Source organism: Haloterrigena alkaliphila, assembly GCF_017352155.2.
Taxonomy (GTDB): Archaea; Halobacteriota; Halobacteria; order Halobacteriales; family Natrialbaceae; genus Haloterrigena; species Haloterrigena alkaliphila.
On the sequence record NZ_CP071462.1, the window covers coordinates 3140709 to 3162770 of the forward strand.

The 22062-nt window shown below is 66.7% G+C and carries 22 protein-coding genes and 2 pseudogenes; 18 read left to right on the forward strand and 6 right to left on the reverse strand.

Annotated elements, in window-relative coordinates; genetic code table 11:
• Window positions 1-35: 35 nt before the first annotated feature.
• The 3 genes from J0X25_RS34170 to glyA form a co-directional block, all read right to left on the reverse strand.
• Window positions 36-983: a hypothetical protein gene (locus tag J0X25_RS34170; RefSeq protein ID WP_207288349.1), complete on the reverse strand. Its 948-nt coding sequence runs from the start codon at window positions 981-983 to the stop codon at window positions 36-38.
• A gap of 121 nt (window positions 984-1104) precedes the next feature.
• The gene (locus J0X25_RS39845) at window positions 1105-1233 is read right to left on the reverse strand and encodes a hypothetical protein (RefSeq protein WP_284145157.1); all 129 of its coding nucleotides are present in this window, start codon (window positions 1231-1233) and stop codon (window positions 1105-1107) included.
• Between the two features lie 217 nt (window positions 1234-1450).
• Window positions 1451-2698, reverse strand: coding sequence for a serine hydroxymethyltransferase (gene glyA, locus J0X25_RS34175; RefSeq protein WP_207288350.1), 1248 nt, complete (start codon window positions 2696-2698; stop codon window positions 1451-1453).
• Window positions 2699-2905: 207 nt separating this feature from the next.
• Here glyA and J0X25_RS34180 point away from each other — a divergent pair, with 207 nt between their 5' ends.
• The 8 genes and pseudogenes from J0X25_RS34180 (at window position 2906) to J0X25_RS34215 (ending at window position 10224) form a co-directional block, all read left to right on the forward strand.
• Window positions 2906-5017, forward strand: coding sequence for a hypothetical protein (locus J0X25_RS34180; protein ID WP_207288351.1), 2112 nt, complete (start codon window positions 2906-2908; stop codon window positions 5015-5017).
• A gap of 404 nt (window positions 5018-5421) precedes the next feature.
• Window positions 5422-6240 carry a transcriptional regulator TbsP gene (gene tbsP / locus J0X25_RS34185; RefSeq protein WP_207288352.1) on the forward strand — a complete coding sequence of 273 codons (819 nt, stop codon included), beginning with the start codon at window positions 5422-5424 and terminating at the stop codon, window positions 6238-6240.
• Between the two features lie 300 nt (window positions 6241-6540).
• Complete coding sequence (locus J0X25_RS34190) at window positions 6541-7245, forward strand: RNase P subunit p30 family protein (RefSeq protein WP_207288353.1); 705 nt, start codon at window positions 6541-6543, stop codon at window positions 7243-7245.
• Window positions 7229-7972 carry a class I SAM-dependent methyltransferase gene (locus tag J0X25_RS34195; RefSeq protein ID WP_207288354.1) on the forward strand — a complete coding sequence of 248 codons (744 nt, stop codon included), beginning with the start codon at window positions 7229-7231 and terminating at the stop codon, window positions 7970-7972. The genes J0X25_RS34190 and J0X25_RS34195 overlap by 17 nt, the downstream gene beginning before the upstream one ends.
• A gap of 7 nt (window positions 7973-7979) precedes the next feature.
• Window positions 7980-8309: pseudogene (locus J0X25_RS34200) on the forward strand (Rpp14/Pop5 family protein); the annotation flags it as partial.
• A gap of 117 nt (window positions 8310-8426) precedes the next feature.
• Window positions 8427-8582, forward strand: a pseudogene (locus J0X25_RS34205) (Rpp14/Pop5 family protein); the annotation flags it as partial.
• A gap of 4 nt (window positions 8583-8586) precedes the next feature.
• Entirely contained in the window at window positions 8587-9351 is a 765-nt protein-coding gene (gene psmA / locus J0X25_RS34210) for an archaeal proteasome endopeptidase complex subunit alpha (protein WP_207288356.1), read from the forward strand.
• A 147-nt stretch (window positions 9352-9498) separates the two neighbouring features.
• Entirely contained in the window at window positions 9499-10224 is a 726-nt protein-coding gene (locus tag J0X25_RS34215; protein ID WP_207288357.1) for a ribosome assembly factor SBDS, read from the forward strand.
• Between the two features lie 27 nt (window positions 10225-10251).
• On the opposite strand, the gene J0X25_RS34220 is transcribed toward J0X25_RS34215, so the two are convergent.
• Window positions 10252-10563 carry an FUN14 domain-containing protein gene (locus J0X25_RS34220; RefSeq protein ID WP_207288358.1) on the reverse strand — a complete coding sequence of 104 codons (312 nt, stop codon included), beginning with the start codon at window positions 10561-10563 and terminating at the stop codon, window positions 10252-10254.
• 509 nt (window positions 10564-11072) lie between these two features.
• On the opposite strand from J0X25_RS34220, the gene hflX reads away from it, so the two are divergent.
• The 4 genes from hflX (at window position 11073) to J0X25_RS34240 (ending at window position 14928) form a co-directional block, all read left to right on the forward strand.
• The gene (gene hflX, locus J0X25_RS34225) at window positions 11073-12374 is read left to right on the forward strand and encodes a GTPase HflX (RefSeq protein WP_207288359.1); all 1302 of its coding nucleotides are present in this window, start codon (window positions 11073-11075) and stop codon (window positions 12372-12374) included.
• 96 nt (window positions 12375-12470) lie between these two features.
• Window positions 12471-13319, forward strand: a complete 849-nt coding sequence (locus J0X25_RS34230) for a class I SAM-dependent methyltransferase (RefSeq protein WP_207288360.1) — start codon at window positions 12471-12473, stop codon at window positions 13317-13319.
• Between the two features lie 92 nt (window positions 13320-13411).
• Complete coding sequence (locus J0X25_RS34235) at window positions 13412-14572, forward strand: thiolase family protein (RefSeq protein ID WP_207288361.1); 1161 nt, start codon at window positions 13412-13414, stop codon at window positions 14570-14572.
• Window positions 14569-14928 (forward strand): PhlB family protein, encoded by a 360-nt coding sequence (locus J0X25_RS34240; RefSeq protein ID WP_207288362.1) that lies wholly within the window; start codon window positions 14569-14571, stop codon window positions 14926-14928. Before J0X25_RS34235 ends, J0X25_RS34240 begins: the two co-directional genes overlap by 4 nt.
• Here the strand turns inward: J0X25_RS34240 and J0X25_RS34245 are convergent.
• The gene (locus J0X25_RS34245) at window positions 14925-15722 is read right to left on the reverse strand and encodes a DUF7547 family protein (protein ID WP_207288363.1); all 798 of its coding nucleotides are present in this window, start codon (window positions 15720-15722) and stop codon (window positions 14925-14927) included. The two genes, J0X25_RS34240 and J0X25_RS34245, sit on opposite strands and share 4 nt — an antisense overlap.
• Window positions 15723-15847: 125 nt before the next feature.
• Here J0X25_RS34245 and J0X25_RS34250 point away from each other — a divergent pair, with 125 nt between their 5' ends.
• The 4 genes from J0X25_RS34250 (at window position 15848) to J0X25_RS34265 (ending at window position 19841) form a co-directional block, all read left to right on the forward strand.
• A complete protein-coding gene (locus J0X25_RS34250; protein ID WP_207288364.1) occupies window positions 15848-16525 on the forward strand; it encodes a DUF7504 family protein in 678 nt (225 codons plus the stop codon).
• A gap of 281 nt (window positions 16526-16806) precedes the next feature.
• A complete protein-coding gene (locus J0X25_RS34255; RefSeq protein WP_225896677.1) occupies window positions 16807-18522 on the forward strand; it encodes a putative sodium/potassium/calcium exchanger in 1716 nt (571 codons plus the stop codon).
• Between the two features lie 101 nt (window positions 18523-18623).
• Complete coding sequence (locus J0X25_RS34260; protein ID WP_207288366.1) at window positions 18624-19376, forward strand: ribonuclease H-like domain-containing protein; 753 nt, start codon at window positions 18624-18626, stop codon at window positions 19374-19376.
• A gap of 60 nt (window positions 19377-19436) precedes the next feature.
• Window positions 19437-19841: an acyl-CoA thioesterase gene (locus tag J0X25_RS34265; protein WP_225896678.1), complete on the forward strand. Its 405-nt coding sequence runs from the start codon at window positions 19437-19439 to the stop codon at window positions 19839-19841.
• 51 nt (window positions 19842-19892) lie between these two features.
• Here the strand turns inward: J0X25_RS34265 and ddfA are convergent, their stop codons facing one another.
• Entirely contained in the window at window positions 19893-20186 is a 294-nt protein-coding gene (ddfA, locus tag J0X25_RS34270; RefSeq protein ID WP_207288367.1) for a DdfA family disk-determining factor, read from the reverse strand.
• A 371-nt stretch (window positions 20187-20557) separates the two neighbouring features.
• Between ddfA and J0X25_RS34275 the strand changes: the two genes are divergently transcribed.
• Both J0X25_RS34275 and J0X25_RS34280 read left to right on the forward strand, forming a co-directional pair.
• Window positions 20558-21130 (forward strand): DUF7998 family protein, encoded by a 573-nt coding sequence (locus J0X25_RS34275; RefSeq protein WP_207288368.1) that lies wholly within the window; start codon window positions 20558-20560, stop codon window positions 21128-21130.
• Window positions 21131-21141: 11 nt separating this feature from the next.
• The gene (locus J0X25_RS34280) at window positions 21142-22026 is read left to right on the forward strand and encodes a hypothetical protein (RefSeq protein ID WP_425600919.1); all 885 of its coding nucleotides are present in this window, start codon (window positions 21142-21144) and stop codon (window positions 22024-22026) included.
• The last annotated feature ends 36 nt before the right edge of the window (window positions 22027-22062 follow it).

Consider the following 22062-nt stretch of genomic DNA (forward strand, 5'->3'; position numbering starts at 1 on the left):
TTCGGGGGTCCGCCTCCGGCATCCGGAGTGGGTTTTCAACTCCGATCGGCCGTTCCCGGCTCCGAGACTTCCCACTCGGCGGTGTCGCGCTCGGCGGTGACGACAGGCGTATACTCCGTCTCGAGATTTCCGTATTCAGTCGTCTCCGCGGCGTCGAGCAACCGCAGCGCCTGTCGCTCGTGGGCCTCCCGCGCGGCCTCGAGCGCGTCCCCGTCGACGTCGACGCCGGTGGCCTCGAGTTCGGGCTCGATTCGTTCGGTCCAGGCGTCGTCCGCCAGCAGGACGACCGCCCGGTCGTCGACCGTCAGCGGTGGCTTCCCGGCGACGTGATCGCCCGCACCGACGACGTCGTGGGTCTCGATGGCCTCGAGGAGCCCGATCACGTCGGCCGCGGGGACGTCGGTCGGGGCGTCGGCCATCACCTCGTCGAAGACGATGGAGTCGATCGGCGCGTCCATCTGCTCGGGGCGCGGCGCCGGGTCGGCGTCGCGCTCGTGCGCGATGGTCTCCTCCGCGACGGGATCGCTGTCGTCGGGCGTCTCCGGCGACGGTTCGGGTCGGAACGGCTGGCCGTCGTCGAACCGGACCGGAACGACCCCGATCGTCTCGGCGGCCGTCATCGCGTCGAACAGGAGCGGTCGATCGGCGTCGTACGACTCGAGGTCCAGTCCCAACCCCTCGGGCGGCGCCGCGCGAACCAGCGGGTCGGGGACGGGTGCGACGATCTCGCCGTCCTCCTCGCGGAGCTGTCGCGGGTAGGGCGCGTCGCCGGTCTGTGCGTCCGGAATTCCGCTGAGAACGAGCATCGGCTCGCCCTCGTGCTCGTCGACGGCCCAGTCGACGTGGTCGCCGGCCGCGGCGTCCATGAACTCGGCGACCGGGGTCAACTCGAGGGCCAGTTCCGAGGCCGTCGTGGCCTCGGTCTCGCGGAGCTCGAGCAGCCGATCGTCGTCCGTGAGGGTTCCGGTCGGGTTCGTAGCCATGCGCGGCGGTACGGCCAGCCGGTGGAAAAGGCGCGTGCCGGCGAGTGACAGGGTCGGTCGGTCGACGGTGCGACCGGTGACCTCGAGTCCCGTCGGTCGGACTCGAGGCGCCGAGAGGGCGCTACTCGTCGTCCGTCGAGCCGCCGTCGGTGGCGAGTTCGACTATCGATGGCGGTTCGTCTTCGGTGACGGTCAGTTCCTCGAGCGGTTCTCGGTCCGCGCTGACGTCGAACCTCGATTCGTCGCTCATGGTGGTGTGTATCGTGATGAGAGTCGCGAACGGTCCGGTTCGGTTGCGGACTCCTCGCCCGAGCACGACCGGGCGCGAGTCCGTGTCGGACGGCACCGCGTGGCACAGTTGACGGTGCTGCTTGCCAATTCAGACGTGGCAGAGAACGGGATATAGAACGCCGACCGCGTCCGTTTGCGGGCGAGGGGATCGGATCGGCGAGACGCCCCGTAGTCGATTACTCGTACAGCGGGTTCGCTTCGCAGAGGTCCGCGACCTCGGCGCGGACTTCCTCGAGCACGGCCTCGTCCTCGGGCGCGTCGACGACGCGGGCGATCAGGTCGCCCACCTTCCGGCAGTCGTCCTCGTCGAAGCCTCGCGTCGTCAGCGCGGGCGTGCCGGCGCGGATACCCGAGGGGTCGAACGGCGAACGCGTCTCGCCGGGTACCGTGTTCCCGTTGAGGACGATGCCGGCCTCCTCGAGGGCCTCCTCGGCGTCGCCGCCGGAGGTGTCGGGGTGGCTCTCGCGGAGGTCGACGAGCACGAGGTGGTTGTCCGTGCCCTCCGAGACCAGCGAGAGGCCGTTCTCGGTGAGGCTCTCGCCGAGGGCTTTCGCGTTGGCGACGGTCTGTTCGGCGTAGTCCTCGAACTCGGGCTCGAGGGCCTCCTTGAAGCCGACGGCCTTGCCGGCGATGTTGTGCATGAGCGGGCCGCCCTGTCCGCCGGGGAAGACCGCCGCGTCGATGTCGTCGGCGTACTCCTCGTCGCACATGACGATGCCGCCCCGACCCGAGCGGATCGTCTTGTGGGTCGAGCCGGTGACGAAGTCCGCGATGCCGACCGGCGAGGGGTGGACGCCGGCGGCGACGAGGCCCGTGATGTGGGCGATGTCCGCGAGGTGGTAGGCGCCGACGCTGTCGGCGGCCTCCTGAATGCGCTCCCACTCGATCTCGCGGGGGTACGCGGAGTACCCCGAGACGATGACGTCCGGTTCGAATTCCTCGGCGTGCTCGGCCAGCCCCTCGTAGTCGAGGTAGCCCGTGTCGGGATCGACCTCGTACTGCTCGACCTCGTACAGTTGGCCGACGAAGTTCGCCGGGTGGCCGTGGCTGAGGTGACCGCCGTGATTGAGGTCCAGCGAGAGGATCTTGTCGCCGGGCTCGAGCATCGCGAAGTAGACGGCCTGATTGGCCTGCGTGCCCGAGTGGGGCTGGACGTTGACGTGCTCGGCGCCGAACAGCTCCGTCGCGCGGTCGATGGCGAGTTCTTCGACCTCGTCGGCGTACTCGCAGCCGCCGTAGTAGCGCGATCCGGGGTAGCCCTCGGCGTACTTGTTGGTCAGGGCGCTGCCCTGTGCGTCGATGACCGCCTCGCTGGCGTGGTTCTCGCTGGCGATCATCTGCAACGTCTCTCGCTGGCGATCTACCTCTCCCTCGAGTGCGTCGGCGACGGCGGGATCGACGTCCCGGACGTGCTCGTGTTCCATGTGCGATGTGCCGGCTGGCGACTGTATAAGTGTACCCGTCTTCGGCAAGTCGAGCCACTTCCGGTCGCCGCCCGATTCCACCCGCGGTAATCCGCGGGAATCGCCCGGATCCGGTGGGGTGCCGTCGAAAGCCGTTCGTTTCCGTGACTGTCCGTTTGTTGGCCACCCGATACAACTAACTTTCTCGAGGAACATTCAGCGTACCGAATGATAGAGTGGGCGGTGGACGACGATACCCTCCGGGTCACCGACGCCGACAACACCGAGTTGGCAGTGGAGGGTGCCGATCTCGTCGTCGACGGCTCCGCGCCCGACATCCCACGGCCGATCGACGAGACGGTCGTGGTCACGACGGACGAACTCCGATTTCCCCACGCGGTCGCCTACGCGTTCTCGCTGGGCTCCGACGAGCAGTACGAACTCGATCCCGACGGGTCGCCGCTCTCGTTGACGCCCGGCGAGTACGTCGTCGATATCGACACGGAGATCAAGACGTACCTCCGGTTTTCCGGCGCGGCGACGATCGAGAAGACCGACGACTTCGAGGAGACCGTCGTCTCGTTCCCCGATCGCGTCCGCGTCATCGTCGGCTTCCGGAGCCACCACGAACTCCCCGCGGGGACGATCACCGTCCCCGACGCGCCCGAGGGAATCGCGGCGGCGATCACCCACCTCGCTTCCTCGCACAAGACCGACGGCCCGGACCGAACCTATCCGACCCTCCGCGGCCACCCGTCCCTGCTCGAGGCCGGCGACAGCCTCGAGATACCCGAGTGCATTCGAGAGGAGTTCTCGACCTCGGGCATCGAACTGGTCGTCCCGCCCGATTACGAGTCGCTGCTCGTGACCGCACCGCTGGCCTACTACCTCCAGGCGGCGGTCGAACCGCGGGCGCCGCCCGAAACGAGCCCCGAACACGCCGTCCTTCGGCTGCCGGAGTTCGGGATCGAGAAACGGCTCTCCCCGATGCCCGCCCTCGAGCGCGACGTCGAGCGCCTGCTTCGAAAGGCGTTCTTCTTCGACTGTCTCGTCCGCAACGCGGGCCCCTACGGGACGAACCTCTCGGAGGTGAACGTCCTCGACGTGCTCGACCTCGACGCCGACGCCCTCTACGACGCGAGCCCACAGCGGCGCCTCGCGACGTATCTCGACGTCCCCCACGCCGCGATCGAACACCGGCTTCCCGACTGGCACCTCTCGACGTACGTCTGCCCGAGCTTCGACAGCGTCGAGTCGCTGCCCTTCCTCCTCGACCGGATGAGCATGATCTACACCCCGCGAACGTCGGAACTCGAGGGGAAGGAGCTGGTCGAGCGCTCCCTCGAGGACTTTTACCGGGGGAGCGGCGATCCGACCCGCGCCGGCCGCGCGATCAGGGCCAGTACTGGCCAGGTCGCCTCCGTCGACATCGTCAAGCCCGAACTCCGCAACGGGCGGGTTCACGGCTGGCTCGCGGACGGCGTCCCGATCGACGTCTTCAAGACGACGCCCGAGGCCTACCACAACCGGCTCGACTACCTCGAGCGCTCGAGCGGCTCGACGTCGATCTGCATCGTCCTGAACGACCCCGATATGGCGGGCGAACACGACGACGTCGCCGAAATATACCGCCAGCGCTCCGAGGAACTGGCGATGGACGTGACCGTCGACGAGTCGCTGTCGACGGCCGAACTGGCGCGGGTGTTCGAGGACGAACACGACTTCGTCCACTACATCGGGCACTGCGAGACCGACGGGCTGCGCTGCCCGGACGGCTTCCTCTCGACGACCAGCCTCGATCGCTGTAACGCCCAGACGTTCTTCCTCAACGCCTGTGGCTCCTACTACGAGGGGATGGGGCTGGTCGAGAAGGGCAGCGTCGCCGGCGCGGTCACCTTCAGCAAGGTGCTCAACGACCACGCCGTCAAGGTCGGATCGACCTTCGCCAAACTCCTCGTCCACGGCTTTAGCATCGAGCGCGCGCTGGGACTGGCCCGGCGACGGATCATGATGGGGAAAGACTACGCGGTCGTCGGCGACGGGACCCACTCGCTGACGCAGGGCGAACACCGCGTCCCCATCACGATCACGCTCGAGGAACTCGGGGACCAGCGGGCCGAGTATCTCGTCACGTTCGACTGTTACTCGACGCGGGTCACCGGGTCGTACTACTTCCCCCACGTCGAGGACAACGAGTACGCCTACCTCTGTGGGTCCCAGTCGAACTTCACCGTCACCGAACCGGAACTGGCGACGTTACTGAAAGAAACGGAAGCGTCGGTGATCTACAACGGCGACGTCTACTGGTCGACGGAGTTGGCGCCGCGTTTCGCGAACTGACGACCTACGGCCCGCCGTAGGTACTGACACGCTTGGTACGCATCGCCGGTCGATCCGTCGCCTCGGCTGTTCGTGCACGGACGAGTAACTCTCGCGTGACCCACCACAGTCGCGTGTGTCTGCCACCCATACGATACTACAATAACATATCTACGGTATATATTTATCGTCAGCGGGGCGACCAGTGTCTGACGGTACCCGTCGCACCCGCCGAGAGACGATCCGTCCGCAGTCACGACAGTCACGAGTTACGGGTCGAACGCGCATCAGATTTCGCGCGGATAGGTTGGAAAACTGACGACTGCCTGGTCGAAAGTTACCGTCGTTGCCGTCGAACGAGTTGTTCTGCTGTGCAAACGGCCACCAAAATTAAGTAATATCCGTACGTTTACTTCTGTATAGACATGACCTCGAATTTACTCAACCATCAGATTGACGATATCCTCGACTCCGTGCTCGAGGACGCGGCCGGGGACGTCTACATGGTCAACCCGTCGGCGGACGCCATCGAGGAGTTCGTCGCCGTCGCAACCGACTTCGACGGCGAGCGCCCGTCGGTACACATGCTGGCCGACGAGCGCACGCTGAAAGACGTCATGGACGACTTCATCGTCGCCTCGAACGCCGCGGACCTCATCAGCGACGACGTGCTGGCACTGCGAACGCTCGAGGAGGCCCCCGAGAACTCGCTGCTGATCACCGAGGGCCGCGTCATCGCGGTCGTCCACGCCGGCGACCGCGTCGGCGGCCTGGTCACCGACGACGAGAGCTTCGTCGAGGACACCTACGACACGTACACGGCCCGCTGGGAGGACGCCGCCGAGTTCAACCTCCGGACCCCGCCGATCACGGCCGTCCGCGAGACCCTCGCCGAGGAGATCGGTCCCGACGCCGAGGACGACTTCACGGCGATCCTCAACTCGCTCGAGACCGCCCGCGGCGACGGCGACGGACTCGACGAAGTGACGATTTCGCTGCTCGTGGCCGCCAAGAACGAAGCCCTGCTCTACGACATCAGCAAGTGGGGCGAGGACGTCGGCATCGCCTCGAAGGCGACGTTCAGCCGCACGAAGACCAAACTCGAGGATATGGGCCTGATCGACACCGAGAAGGTCCCCATCGACGTCGGCCGCCCGCGCCTGCGCCTCAAGGTCGGCGACGACCGCCTGCAGGAAGCCGACAACGGGCAGCTCGCGACGGTGGCGCAGAGCATACTCAACTAGCCAACCTTTTACGCTGCGTTTGTTTCGCGCCGACGGCAGCTACGCTGCCGCACGGCGCGCCGGCACTCGGTAAAAGGTTGATCAAAAGCACTCCTCCTTCCGTTCGTTCGTCCCTCCGGTCCTCACTCACATCAGTCGTCGGCCCGCTCGCTCCCTCCGGTCGCTCGCGGCCATATCGGGTGACCGCCTGCCCTTCCCCGAGTCGCACGCTCGCCGAGTTTCGGCGAGCGTGCTCCCGGCCGTAGGATTTGTTCGATCCGTGGCGCAAACCCCAAGTCGCCGCCGTGAGACGACTCGAGTATGTACGAGGCCGTCCACGCCCGTCCCGACGGAGAGAGCACGGTCGCCCGACTGGCGGAGACGGCGGCCGACTACGGCTTCGAGGGCGTGGTCGTGCGCAACCACCACGACGCTCGAGCCGACTACGACGCCGCGGCGATCCGCGAGGAGTACGGCATCGACGTCGTCGAGGGCCTCGAGATCCGCGCCGACGATCCGCAGGAGGCCAGCGGCTCCGTGGGCAACTACCGGACCACCGAGACGGTTCTGGGGGTCCACGGCGGCTCGAACGCGCTGAACCGGTTCGCCGTCGAGAACGAGAAAGTCGACGTGCTCGCCCACCCGATGGCCGACGGCGGCGACGTCAACCACGTGCTGGTGAAGGCCGCCGCCGAAAACGGCGTCCGCCTCGAGTTCACCCTCTCGGGAGTGCTCCGATCCAGCGGCGGCCGCCGGGTCAGGACCCTCCAGTCGCTGGGCAAACTCGAAGAGATCGTCACCTACTACGACGCGCCCTACGTGGTGAGCGCGGACCCGCGCTCGCACCTCGAGGTGCGTGCACCCCGGGAACTGAAAGCGCTGGGCGAGGAGATCGGCCTCTCGAGCGAGTTCGTCGAGGAGGGGCTGACGGAATGGGGCCGCCTCGCCGACCGAAACCGACGGATCGACTCCGAGTCGTTCATTGAGCCGGGGGTCCAACGGGGGAGGTATGAAGAAGAGCCTTGAGGACCACGCCGCCCGATTCGACGAGAAGGCCGGCGAGTACGACGAGTCGAAGTCCGACGAGTACCGCGCCTGCGCGAGCCTCGTCGTCGAGCACGCCGCACCCGACGAGGACGACGTCGTCCTCGACCTCGGGACGGGCACCGGCGCCATCGCGCTCGCGCTCGCGTCCGACGCCGAGCGCGTCGTCGGCCGGGACATCAGCGAGGGGATGATGGACGAGGCGAGAGCGAAGGCCGAGGAGGTGGGACTCACGAACAGCGCTGAATCGCAGAGCGATTCAGCTGGCTCACGGACTCACGAGTCCGTGAACCTCGAGTTCGGACGCGGTACGTTCCGGGAACCCGACTACGACGGTCCCGTCGACGTCGTCACCTCGAACTTCGCGCTCCACCACCTCTCGGACGAAGAGAAGCGCGAAGCGATCGCGGTCATCGCCGACCTCGAGCCCCGGAAGTTCGTCCTCGGGGACGTGATGTTCTTCGGCGAGCCCGATCCCGACGATCCCTTCTACTCGCCCGAGGTCGACGACCCCGCGACGGTCGGCGTGCTCGCGGACGCGTTCACCGACGCGGGCTTCTCGCTGACCGCCGTCGAGCGCGTCCACGACCAGGTCGGGGTACTGGTCGCAGAGCGATCGTCGACCTCCGCGGCTGGCGGGATGGAGAGCGACGAGAAGGAGCCCGTAGCCGAGGAGGTCACCGACGACGACCCAGCGACGGACGCATAACCCACCGATGAAACACCTCCCGAAGCACCTCCAGCCGCGCTGGCGCTACCTCGCCGTTAGTCTCGAGACGCGGCCAGGCGCCGCGATCGACCGCCGGGCGTTCCAGCGCGAGTGCTGGTACGCGGCCCAGAACCTGCTGGGCGATCCGGGTAGCGCCCGCGCCGATATGACCGTTGTCAGGTTCGCATTCGACGACGGGTCGGGTGACGCGATCGTTCGCGTTCGCCGGGGCGAGACGGACCCGGCTCGAGCGGCCCTCGCCTGCATCGACGAGATCGACGGCGACGCCGTCGGCCTCCGAGTCCGCGGGATCAGCGGGACGATCCGGGCCGCCGACGAGAAGTTCGTCAGAAACTGACGGACGGTGAGTTGGACTGTCGGATGCGGCGTTTCTTGCATCGACGGCATTCCGAATACCTTGAGTCTTCGCCTACGGGAACCGCCATCGCGGTAAGAAAACTATTTAGGACGCGGCCGGCAAGTTTCCGACGAGAGAAACGTCGTGTTCGGGAACGAGGAGCGGGTCGCCGTCCTGCGGGAATGGCGTGCAGACCGGCGACTCGATGAGGCGTTCGCGGGTGCGACAGACCTCGATTACGATTTAGCGTGATACTATGCAGGGACAAGCCCAACAGCAGGCGTACGACCGCGGCATCACGATCTTCTCGCCCGACGGCCGACTCTACCAGGTCGAGTACGCTCGCGAGGCGGTCAAGCGAGGAACAGCCAGCATCGGCGTCCGAACGAGCGACGGCGTCGTTCTCGCCGTCGACAAACGAGTCCCCTCCCCGCTGCTCGAGGACTCGAGCGTCGAGAAGATTCACAAGGCCGACGACCACATCGGCATCGCCAGCGCCGGCCACGTCGCCGACGCTCGCCAGCTGATCGACTTCGCACGCCGCCAGACGCAGGTCAACCAGCTCCGCTACGGCGAGCCGATCGGCGTCGAGACGCTGACCAAGGAGGTCACCGACCACATCCAGCAGTACACGCAGGTCGGCGGCGCCCGTCCGTTCGGCGTCGCGCTGATCGTCGGCGGGATTCAGAACGGCGAACCGCGCCTGTTCGAGACCGATCCCTCCGGCACGCCCTACGAGTGGAAGGCCCTGGCCGTCGGCGCCGACCGCGGCGAACTCCAGGACTACCTCGAGGAGAACTACGACGAGGAAGCCGATCTGGACGGCGGCATCGCGCTCGCGCTCGACGCCCTCGCCTCCGTCAACGACGGCTCGCTCCTCCCGACGGAGGTCGGCCTCGCGACGATCGACGTCGAGAGCGAGTCCTTCGAGCAGTTCGACTACGACCGGATCCAGTCCCACCTCGAGGAGAACGACATCCTCGACGAGGGTGACGACGACGAGGAAGAGCCCGAGGAGTAATCGAGTTACCGACGGCTTCGATCCGACCGGTACCGACAACCGGCCACCAGCCACAGGCCACCGGGCACCGGCCGACGCTGGCTCAGCCGGTCGTGACCGACGCCCGTCAGGAAAAGCTCTTTTAGTCGGCCGGGGGTACTCCCCGGTATGATATCACTCGACGAGGCGGTGACGGCGCGACTCGAGTCACACGGGGCGCGCTTCGAAGTGTTAGTCGACCCGGACGCGGCGCTGGCGATCAAACGCGACGAGTTCGACGGCGAGTTAGAGGACGTGATCGCCGCCGAAGACGTCTTCGAGGACGCCTCTCGCGGCGACCGCCCCGCCGAGGAGGATCTGGAGACGGTGTTCGACACGACCGATCCGCTCGAGATCATCCCCGAGGTGATCAAGCGAGGGGAGATCCAGATCACGGCCGACCAGCGCCGCGAGATGCAGGAGCAAAAGCGCAAGCAGTTGATCGACACGATCACGCGCAACGCGGTCAACCCCCAGATGGACAACGCCCCCCATCCGCCCGAGCGCATCGAGAACGCCCTCGAGGAGGCCGGCTTCACCGTCGACCCGATGGAACCCGTCCAGCAGCAGGTCGACGACGCGCTCGACGCCCTGCGACCGGTCATTCCGATCCGGTTCGAGGAGGTAACTGTCGCCGTTCAGATCCCCGCCGATTACGCCGGCAGCGCGCAAGCGCAGGTGCGGCAGTTCGGGGACCTCGAGCGCGAGGAATGGCAGAACGACGGCTCGTGGATCGGCGTCCTCACCTTCCCCGCGGGCATGCAAAACGACTTCTACGACGTCGTCAACGAACACTCGAGCGGCGAGGCGGAGACGGAGATTATTAAGGACAAAGACGACCTGCAGACCCGGTGAACGCCACCGAGGCCGGATCGACACCGACTATCCACGGTGGTAGCCGATTAGAAAGCCGCTGGTGAATCCGGCGCCGACCGACACCATCGACAGCATCGATTCGAGCCAGTGGATCTCTTCCTGTGCATGTTCCTGCGCGCCGACGAGGCCCGCGGTGAGTCGGTTCCAGTCGACGATGAGAATCTCCTGGGACTCGAGGTAGCGAAAGGCCATCAACTGCGCGCCGATGACGATCGCGAGGAGTTTCGCGACCTGTTTCGTCGCGAATCCGAGTACGCCGCCGATGACCGCCCCGCCGCCGAACTCGAGACCGGTCGTCGTCGGATCGACGTCTAGCATCACGGATTCGTATTGTCGTCTGATACAATGACTGTTGTGGCTTCTTTACAGTCTCTAATCGAGAACGGGCTACCTCGTACGCCGGGAACCTGTTTCTCGGAGTGAATATCTGCGTGCTGGTGATCAGTGGGCCGTGATGCTGGTCCGCGGGCCGCGTCTGATCGAGGTCTCGAGGAGATCGACTCCGGGATGGCCGTTCGCCGGCGCCGGGTGACGAGACGTGACCGCGGGACGGGCCGCGTTCGGTTGCGGCCTCGACCACGTTGTGAGGCGGTGGCAAGGGATTCAAGACGATCCGGCGCGTACGGTCGCGTATGACTCGCACGCGTCTCCAGCCAACGGAGGTGTTCGGCCGGCATCCCTAGCGTGGTCGGGCACCCGTTCCGTCGCGCGCGGTGCCGTCGCGAGCAACGGCTCGGAGTGGCGAATCGCTGGACCGGTCAGCGACGCGTCTCGCGTCGCCGCGTACGCACGCGTCCGAGTGACCACCATCACGCCTTGTTATCCGCATGAGAGCAATCATCGCCAAGCGCGTCGATTCGGGAGTGCCCGACACGAGTGAGATCCGCGACCTCGCCGAAGCCGCGGGGTACACCGTCGTCAGCGAGATAACCCAGTCGCGGACGGCCGACCCCGCGTTGCAACTCGGCGAAGGGAAAGCCGAGGAACTCGCCGACGAGGTCGCCGCGGCCGACGCGACGACCGTCATCTTCGACAACCGGCTCGGCCCCTACCAGACGTACAACCTCGGGCAACTGCTCCCCGAGGGCGCCGAGGTGATCGACCGGTTCACGCTGATCCTCGAGATCTTCGGCCAGCGCGCCCGGACCCGCAAGGCCCAGCTGCAGGTCGAACTGGCCGAACTCCGGTACGAACTGCCCCGCGCCGAGGCCAAGACCAGCCTCGCCAAGCGCGACGAGCACCCCGGCTTCATGGGGCTGGGCGAGTACGACGAGAGCCGCGAGCGGGACATCAAGGACCAGATCAGCCGGATCAAGGACGAACTCGAGCAAATCGAGCAGACCGAGGAGCACCGCCGGGAGCGCCGGCGCGACTCCGGCTTCGATCTGGTCGCGCTGGCGGGCTACACGAACGCCGGCAAGTCGACCCTGCTGCGACAGCTCGCGGACGACCTGACCGTCGAGGAGAACGAGGATCTCCACCCCGACCTCGACGCGACGGCCGAGTCTCAGGACAAACTGTTCACGACGCTCGGGACGACGACCCGCCGCGCGGCCATCGAGCCCCGCGACGTGCTGGTGACCGACACCGTCGGATTCATCAGCGACCTGCCCCACTGGCTGGTCGAGTCGTTCAAGTCGACGCTGGACTCGGTCTACCGGGCCGACCTCGTCCTGCTCGTCGTCGACGTCAGCGAACCGATCGACGAGATCCACGAGAAACTCGTCACCAGCCACGACACGCTCTACGAGCGCAACGAGGCCCCAATCGTGACCGTGCTGAACAAGATCGACAGGGTCGACGACGAGGAACTCGCCGAGAAGCGCGAGGCGCTCTCGGCGCTCGCCCCGAACCCCGTCGCCGTCAGCGCCCACGAGGGGACGAACGTCGACGCGCTGCTCGAGCGCATCGATCGCGAACTGCCCGACTGGGAGGAAGAACGCCTCCTCCTGCCGATGACCGACGACACGATGAGCGTCGTCTCGTGGCTCCACGACAACGCGAACGTCGAGGACGTCACCTACGGCGACGAGGACGTCGTCGTCTCCTTCGAGGCCCGCCCCGCGGTCGTCTCGCAGGCGCGCTCGCGGGCCAGCGAGTTGCGGACGGCGGCAGCGGAGTCGGCGTAGCGGTCTCCCGCCGATCTCTCGCCGTCGATCGCACAGTCCCCTTCTATCGGTTCTCTCATATCGGACGGGTGTCTTAGTCACCAGTAGGTCGACCGTATGACAGGGGAGCCAACGCAGGACACCGACGACCCGCAGTCGTTCTACGACGAGTACGCCGAACGCGAGTGGGACCGCCTCGAGGGTCGAATCGACGGGGAACTCGAGTTGTCGGGAACGGTCGACGTTCTCGAGGACCACCTCCCGTCGTCGGGCCGGGTGCTCGACGCCGGTGGGGGCGCGGGGCGGTACAGCATCTGGCTGGCCGAGCAGGGGTACGACGTGACGATGGTGGACCTCAGTCGCGGCCAACTGGCCGTCGCTCGAGACCGACTTCGCGAACGTGGCGTCGAGTCGCGAGTGACGTTGGTACAGGGATCGATCACGGATATCGGGCTCTCCGCGGACGCCTTCGACGCGACGTGCTGTCTCGGCGGGCCGCTCTCCCACGTCCTCTCGGAACCGGATCGAGAGCGGGCCGTCCGCGAACTGCGGCGGGTGAGTCGTCCCGATTCGCCGGTGATCGTCTCGGTCATGGGACTGCTCGGGGCCGTCCAGCTCTATCTCGTTACCGGTCACAATCTCGAGGCCCTCCCCGACCTGCTCGAGCACGGCGACTATACCTCGGCGCTGCTCGAGCGGTACGGTTACGAGAACGAGTTCACCGCGACGCACTTCTTCCGGCGGGCGGAACTGGAATCGCTCCTGTCCCGGAACGGACTCGAGGTCGTGACGACGGCCGGGCTGGAAGGACTCGCGTCGCCGCTTCACGACGAACGGCTCAGGACCGACCTCGAGACCGTCACCGAGGCGGAACTGTCGGCGCTCGAGCGAACCGTTCGACGAACCGCCGACGACCCGGTCGTCGCGGACCTTTCGATTCACATGCTCGCCGTCGCCGAGGCGTAGCCCGGTCGCAGTCGCCTCCAGCGCTCGAGTTCGACTCTCAAACGCTGTCGGGATCCCCACCTTATAACTTCCCGACTCGAGTCCGGTAGGATATGGAACGTGTTGCAATCATCGGCGCCTCGATGACCCAGTTCGGGCAACGCGAGGGGGAGTGGATCCTCGACCTCCTCGCCGAGGCCGGACTCGAGTGTCTCGAGGACGCGGGTGCCGACGGCGGCGACGTCGACCACCTCTACGTCTCGAACATGGCGAGCGGGGAGTTCGAAGGACAGACCGGGGTTCCGAACGCGCTGGCCCACGACATCGACGCGATGCCGGCGTACACCCAGCGCGTCGACCAGACGAGTTCCAGCGGCGGCGCGGGGATCTTCGCCGCCTGGCAATCCGTCGCCAGCGGGGCCAGCGACATGACCCTGCTCGTCGGCGGCGAGAAGATGACCCACCGAACGACCGGCGAGGCGACCGACGTCATCGCGTCGCTGACCCACCCCGTCGAGTACAAGACCGGCGTCACGCTGCCCTCCTTCGCCGGGCTGACGGCGCGCCACTACCTCGAGCGCTTCGACGCACCCCGGGAGAGCCTCGCGAAGGTGGCCGTCAAGAATCACAAGAACGGCGTCGACAACCCCAAGGCGCAATTCCAGAAGGAGATCGACGAGGAGACCGCCCTCGAGTCCCCGATCGTCGCCGATCCGCTTCGGCTGTACGATTTCTGTCCGATCACGGACGGCTCCGCGGCGCTGATGCTCTGCCCCGAGGAGGTCGCACAGGAGTACACAGACGATTACGTCGTCATCTCGGGTATCGACGGCGCCACCGACACGCACGTCGTCCACGAGCGCGAGGATCCCACGATCATGGGCGGCGTCGTCGAGAGCGGGACGGGCGCCTACGAGAGGAGCGGTTACGGCCCCGAGGACATCGACGTTGCCGAGCTCCACGACATGTTCACCATCCTCGAGTTCCTGCAGATGGAGGGGCTGGGCTTCGCCGAACAGGGCGAAGCGTGGAAACTCGTCGAGGAGGGCTACACGGAGCGCGACACGGGCGAACTCCCGATCAACACGTCGGGTGGTCTCAAGTCGAAGGGACACCCGTTGGGCGCCAGCGGGGTCGCCCAGGGCGTCGAGATCTACGAACAACTGATGGGCGAGGCGGGCCTGCGACAGGTCGACGCGGACGTCGGCCTCTGCTGTAACGTGGGCGGCTTCGGCAACTGCATCATCACGACGATCATGGAGGCAGCACAATGACCATGGAAGCCTACCGGTACGAGGACGGTTCGATCAGCTACCCCGGCCACCCGCGCGGTCCGGACGGCGCGGAGCCGGCGGAGACGATCGATCTCAGCGAGTACACCGCCGAAGTAGTGACGTGGACGACGAGCACGGCGACGCCCCCCGGCGTCCGCGAACCGAACACCCTCGCGATCGTCGAGTTCGACGTCGATGGCGAGTCCGTGCGCGCCATCGGGCAGGCGACGACCGACGAGATCGAAACCGGCGACGAGGTCGAACCCGTCTCCGTCGAGGAACTCCGCGAACCCGGCGCCGGCATCCGCGAACCCGAGAGTCAGGACTGGGACGGCTACCGGTTCGAACCGGTCTAGAGGCCGTTCTCGCCGCCGGCTCCGTCGGGACGGTCATCATCGCTGTCATCACGACTGCCGGAGTTCTGCGGCGCCCCGTTTTCGCCGCTCTCGTTACCGTCGTCGTCAGCGCTCGAGCTACTGGGATCACCGCCGTCGCTCGTTCCATCACCGTCGTCGTCGGCTCCGAACTGATCCTTCAACGTCTCGAGTTCGGCGTCGACGTCGACGCCCGGATCCGGGTCGTCGTCGGCCGTCTCGTCGCGGACGTCTCCGTCTTCGATGTCGATTCGGATCGCGTCGGCTGCCGCCGACGACTCGCGCTCGCGCCGCTCGAGATCGTCACCGGCGCCCCGGAGGCGACGATCGACGTCTTCGCGCAACGCCCGGGCTTCGGAGAGCAACTCGCGAGCGCTCTCGTCGGCGGGGAGCGTGCCGTCCGACGCGGCCCGCTGGAGTTCCGACAGGACGGTGTCGAGTCGGTCGAGGGTCGACTGCCGGAGGTCCCGGGCGCGCTCGCTCGTCGCGGCCGTCGCGTCGGTCGTCCGATCGCGCACCTCCCGTTCGGTCCGGGCGAGTTCCAGGGCCCGCTGGAACCCCTTCAGGGCGCGGACGCTGGTCTCGAGGACCGCGATCGCGGCGGGGATCGCGACCTCGTCGGTGACCCGAAGGAGTTCCCGAGGCGTCGGCGGTCGGGGGAACGGCGGGCGGCGTCGCGACCGCGGCCGGGTCGACTCGAGTTCGGTCCGGAGGTCGTCGATCGTCCGCGTGAGTTCGCGGACGGCATCGGCGAGTTCGTCGTCGTGATCGGCCATATTCCCTCTACGGCCGCCGGGATGAAAAGTCGGCCGATTGAACTGACCGCTATTATCCGCTCGGAGCCGCTGTAGGTGGAAGCCGGCCAGAATATTTATTATTATACCAGCGTGTCGGTATAAAGATGGCAGATAACCACGGGGGAGCGATGCTGGAGCAAGCGGGCTTTGCACAGACGCTCGCGACGCTCAAGCAGGAAGGGAGCAACGTCTTGCTCGTCGGTGCGGAGACGGTCGATGCGCACGGGGGACTCTGTCACCGACTCCTGGGGGACTCGGCGGACGAGTCGCGCTATCGCCTGTTCGTCACCGACGGCGGCGCGTACCGCTCAAATGCGGACCACGGACGCTCGGGGCCGGGCCACGACCCGGACGCACCGTCGGTCCGAACGATCGATTACACCGGCCTCGAGATCACCGCATCGGGGTCCGAAGAACTGAGCGACCGGACGCCGCTCGGGACCCTCGGCATCGAAATAATCGAGACGATCGACGACTTCGAGGACGACGCCGGCGGCCTCGAGCCCGCACAGCTCCGACTGTGCGCCGATTCGCTCACGCCGCTGCTCGAGGAGCACTCGGTCGAGAAGGTGTTCCGCCTCCTGCACATGGTCACGTCGCGCGTGGCCCACGGGCAGGGGATGGGCCACTACCACCTCCCGCTCGGGCGCGATCACGACGCCGTCCGCCTGTTCGAACCGCTGTTCGATGCGGTCGTCGAGATTCGCGTCCGCGACGGGAGGTTCGAACAGCGGTGGCAACTCCGCGACGAGGAGACGACGACCGACTGGCTTCCGTTTTGATCGGTCGGCAGTCGTCACCGGGAATACGTCCCAATTTCGACCTGCTTCAGTGTAATGTTAGTGACATCAAGGGCCGAACGAGGTTGCAACGGCTGCGGTGAAAACGCCTCTGCTGGCCGTCCTCGGACGATAACGCTCCAGTGATATCGGTGTTACGGCACAAGGTCTATATATCGAACGACCTATCGATCCACAGAGTACAATATATGGTTGAAGCGAATGTTCAGCTCCTTGTCGGAGCTGCCGTAACCGTTTTCCTCGCGCTCCTCTTCTTCGGCGTCGTGGTTCTCTGGGACGTTGCACTGGCGCTTCGCAGCGTCGGGGACAAGATCGACAAACTGGAGGACAATATCGACGACGATCTGACGGATATCGGCCACTCACTGGACAACATGGCGAACGCGCCCGGCGGCGGCGGCGGTGGCGGCACGCAGTTGCACCTGAGCGGTGGCACGATCAGTTCCGGGCCGGGAGGAGCTCAGCCACAGGAGCAGGCCGCGCAGGGAGCAGGATCGCAGGCGACCGGCGGCCAGCAGCCTCAACAGCCCCACCAGCCCCAGCCACAACAGCACGCCCAGCAGCAGGGGCCGGTTCGACAGCCGTCACAGCGCGGTGACGCCAGCGCCGGCGCCGCCCCCGATGATCCCGGGGAGACGGAACCCGCCAGTACCGGCGGTCAAGCACAGGCTGAAGCCGCTGCCGAGGCGCGAACCCACGTCGACGCGGCCGATTCGGATCCGACCGACGCCGACCCGACGTCCGCCGAGGAACCGGACGAGGCGATGGACGTCGGGGAGACGGATTCACAAACAGCGGAACCGGAAGGCGAGGTCGAGACCGAGGCTGACGCCGACGAATCGGTGTCCGACTCGGCGGACCCGCGAGCGGAACGCAACCGCGGTCGATTCATCTCTTCACCCGATCGAACGGCGTGGTACGAAGTCTCGATCGATCCGAACGGAATCCGTGCGGCACAGCCGGCGATCGCCGGCGAGCTAACCGACGGATCGGACGCCGGCGTCGACGAGTCCGAGATCATCGCCGCGGGACCGGTCGACTCGGCCGACACGGCGGTTTCAGCCGACGAGACGGACGACTCGGACGCCGCCGGAGCCGACGTCTTCGCGTTCGACGAAGACGGAACGGCCGTCGAGACGGAGCCCACCGAGTCGACGTCGACCGAGAGCGACGAGGCCGAAGACGTCGCCGGCAACGGTGAACAGACGCCTGACAGCGATGCGGAGACGGACGACCACGACGAGGAGACGACGCTCGTCGGAGACGCCGTCGACGACTCCCCCGATTCCTCGAGCGAGGAAGCGCCGGCGGAAACGGATCTCGAGCCGGTCGGCGAGACCGACGTCGAAACGGTCGAGGAAGACGCAGATGACCGGGGCGACTCACTCGAGCGAGCCGGTGCTGAAACAACCGCAGTCGACACCACCACTGACGACGCGGACGACGCCGCTATTCACGACGACGACGCGGCCGAAGCCACCGACGACGCGGTTGAAACCACTGACGATGTGGACGACGACGCCGCGATCGGTCGAACGCTCGAGGAGGACGTGACGGCCTTCGAGTTCGACGACGACGAGGCGGACGAGGACGTGACGGTCGAAGAGGCCGTCAACACGATCAACGAGGACGCACCGGCCCCGGAACTCTCGAGCCACCAGTTCGACGTGACGGCGGAGGTCTACGGCGCCGACGAGGGCGACGGCGAGACGGACGGCGAGAGCGCCGTTCTGGTCTTCGAGTTCGACACGGACACCGTCGACATCAGCGGGTCGACGAAGCGACTCCTCCAGTACCAGATGCGAAGCTTCGCCGACCGCGACTCGACGCCGGAGGCCGACGTGACGATCGGACGGAACCGCATCGTCATCGAAGTCCACGACACGGACGGCAACGCCGTCAAACGCTGGGGCGACGCCGCCGTCAGCATCATCGATCGAACGCTGTACCTCTCCGACAACAGCTCCGACGATAGCTGATCCGGGTTCCGACGATCCGCTCGCTTCTCCCGCTCGAATTTTCCGACCACCGGTCGGGGCGATCCAATCGCTTTTAGTTCGCTCGGCCCCCTCGGACAGGTGTGCGAATCGAGAACAGTTTCATCCCCGTCCGCGGCGTCGGGGAAACCACCGAACGGAAACTCTGGCGGCGCGGCATCACGCACTGGGACGAGTTCGACGGCAGCGTCGTCGGCGAGACGCTGGCCGACCGCATCGAATCGTTCATCGAGGACGGGCGGACCCACCTCGAGCGCGGCGACGTCTCCGTCTTCGCCGAGCGACTGCCGGCCGCGAGCCGCTGGCGGTGCTACGAGAACGTCCGCGAGGAGACCTGCTTTCTGGACATCGAGACGACCGGGCTCGACGCCTCGTGTAACGACGTCACGACCGTCAGCGTCCACCGCGGCGGCGAGACGAAGACTTTCGTCAAGGATCGGGACCTGACGCCCGAGCGCCTCGAGACCGAACTCGAGGCGTCGTCGCTGCTGGTCACGTTCAACGGCCAGCGGTTCGACGTCCCCTTCCTCGAGACCTGCTACGATATCGACGTGACGACGCCCCACGTCGATCTCATGTACCCCTGCAAGAAGCTCGGCCTCGACGGCGGGCTGAAGGCGATCGAACGCGACCTCGGGATCGACCGGGACATGCCGGACATCAGCGGCCGCGACGCGGTCCGTCTCTGGCGCGAGTACGAGCGCGGCGACGAGGGTGCCCTCGAGACGCTCGTCGAGTACAACCGGGCGGACACCCGGAACATGGAACCGCTGCTGGAGATCGTCACCGATCGACTCCACGAGACGGTCTTCGAAGCGGCGTGTGCCGGCGACTGAGGCCGCCGTCTCGGGACCCCACCCGTAGCTATAGGAGCGTCGAGTTCGTCAGCGAGGATCGTGAACGACGACAGCGACGCGTACGACGTCGAGATCGACGTCCGACTCCGGGACGTCGACTTCATGGGACACGTCAACAACGCGGTCTACGCAACGTACCTCGAGGAAGCCCGCGAGGCCTACTTCCAAGATGTCGTCGGCGTTTCGATGACCGACGTGGGAACCGTGCTCGCGACCCTGGAGATCGACTACGCGCGGCCGATCGAGGCCGACGAGACCGTCACCGTCGCGCTAACGGTGTCGGAACTCGGGACCTCGAGTCTGCACCTCGAGTACGTCGTCCGCGCGGACGGGGAGCGAGCCGCGACGGCACGAACCGTCCAGGTGCTCGTCGATCGCGAGACCGGCGAGTCGCGGCCGATTCCGGACGAGTGGCGCGCACGGATCGACGCCGCCCGCGACTGAGGGCCGTCGACTGCCGACTGAGAGGTTGTGCCTGCGCCGAGCGGGGAATGCTCAGATCGCCTGCTCGTCCGTCTCGAGGACCTCGACCTCGCCGTCGCTCGTGACGACGACGCGGTAGTCGCAGTAGGTGAACTCGATGCGTCCGGTGCCACGATTCGCGCCGTTCTCCCGCGGCGCGAAGAGCGCGTCGAGAGCCTCGGGGTTGACGACGTCGTACAGCGCCTCGTACTCCGGCGGTTCGATCTCCATCGGTTCGACGCCTTCCTTCTCGGCGACGGCCGTGATAACCTCGAAGCTGAGCGAACTGGCTGCGGTGGCATCCGAACGATCGATTGAGAGTAGCATTGCCCGGACCGTTACAGTGATCGGGTATAAATCCTCTGGCCGCAACGAGCTCTTGCTGAACACTACTATACTCTAATACCCATACCTGTCTTCTGATGTATATATTTGTGTTAGTTTTCAGTTTAATATTGTGAGTTACTACATATAGAGAACTGTTCAAGCGGGAATATTCGCGCTACAGTCACCCATTGTGAACCGTCGGTGAACCGTTTACGTTTCCGATTCCTGACGGAAAACTGGGTGAGGGGACGGTCAACCACCGATCGGCGCCTCTCGAGCCGGTCGCAGTGAGATCCACGTGATCCGCGCGACCGGAGGGGAATATGTTCGGGAGAGGCTACTGAACCGGCGCGTGCGTTCCAGTACGTGTGATGAATCCATTTACGCGGTCCGCGACGCCCGGAACCGGCAGCCGCGGCGACGGGTTCGACGCGTGGGACGCCTACTCCCTCGACCACGTGCCCGAACCCGGCCCCTTCCTCGAGGACCACGAGGTGCTCACGGGAGACGACCACCTCGCCTTCCACCGACTCACCCGCGAGGTGTTCGAGGAACGGGGGGTCTACGACGCGACGTTCGGCTACAATCTCGCACGGCTCAATCTCGACCGGCGACATCCGGAGTCTGGGTTCCGATACGCCGTCGAAGCCGACGATCCGTCCGTGCTCCGGGCCGAGTTCACCCCGACGACCGAGTTCTGTCCGCAGGCCGACGCGCTCATCACGGGCTCGTTCCGGGCGTGGAACGGCCTCGAGCACCGCCACGAGTACGACCTGGTCCGCGTCCGGGTCAGTCCGAGCCACCACCAGTCCGTGGCGCTCAACGAATCCCTCGCGGACCTGGAGGAGCGATACCTGGAGACCGGCGAGGTGCCCGACGCCGACGGTCACGAGACCGGCGCATCCCCGTCGCCGGACGAAACGACCGCTGAATCGCCCTTCTGAGGCAGCCGAGAATGGTGTCGAGTGGTGGGAACGCGAGCGCGACCGTCACGCGCTGGTCGCGCGCGTTCGTCGCGGTCGGGGTCGGCTTCTTCCTCGCGTGGCAGGTCGCGGTCGCGCTCGGCCTCTCGCGGGCGGCGACCGTCCCGCTTGGCGTGCTCGGCTTCGTCTTCCACGTCGTCTTCGGGAAGGCCTACGCGCTGATCCCGTCGTACTTCGCCCGACAACTGGCCGTTCCGCGCGCCCCGGCGGTCCACCTCCCGCTCGCGCTCCTCGGCGCCGTCGGCGCGTTCGCGGCGGGCACGGGAATCGGCCTCCCGGTCCTCGCCCCGATCGCCGCGGCGAGCTGGCTGCTCGGCTGTCTCGTCTTCGTCGCCGCGCTCGGCTGGACCGTCCGTGGTAACCCGACGGGCGCCGAGACCGGCACCGGTGCGACCGACGACCATCGGCAGGGAGTCGATCGCCTCGCTAACGCCGCCGTTCCCGTCGTCTTCGCCTACCTGCTCGTCGGCTCGTCGCTCCCGCTCGCGGCCGAACTCGGCCTCGGGCCCTCCACGGTCGCCGCGACCGGACCGGGCGCGTCCCACTTCGTCGCGGCCGGATCGGCGGCCCTGCTCGTGTTCGCGGTCGGATTCCGACTCCTCCCGCGGCTGCTGGTCGCGACGCCCCGGCGCGGACTCGTCGCCGTCGTGCTGGTCGCCGGCGCCGTCGGCCCCGCGCTCCTCGCCCTCGACTTCCGCGGCGACGGGTCGGCGGGCCGGCGCTCGTCGGCGCCGCCGGCAGCGCCGCGCTCGTCGCCCTGCTCGGTATCGCGTTCGCGTTCGTTCCCGCCTCGAGCCTGCCGCCGACCGCGTTCGACGCCCGCTACCGGCTGGCCGTCGGCGGCTTCCTCGGACTGACGATCGTCGGCGTCACGTACCACTTCTACCCGCCCG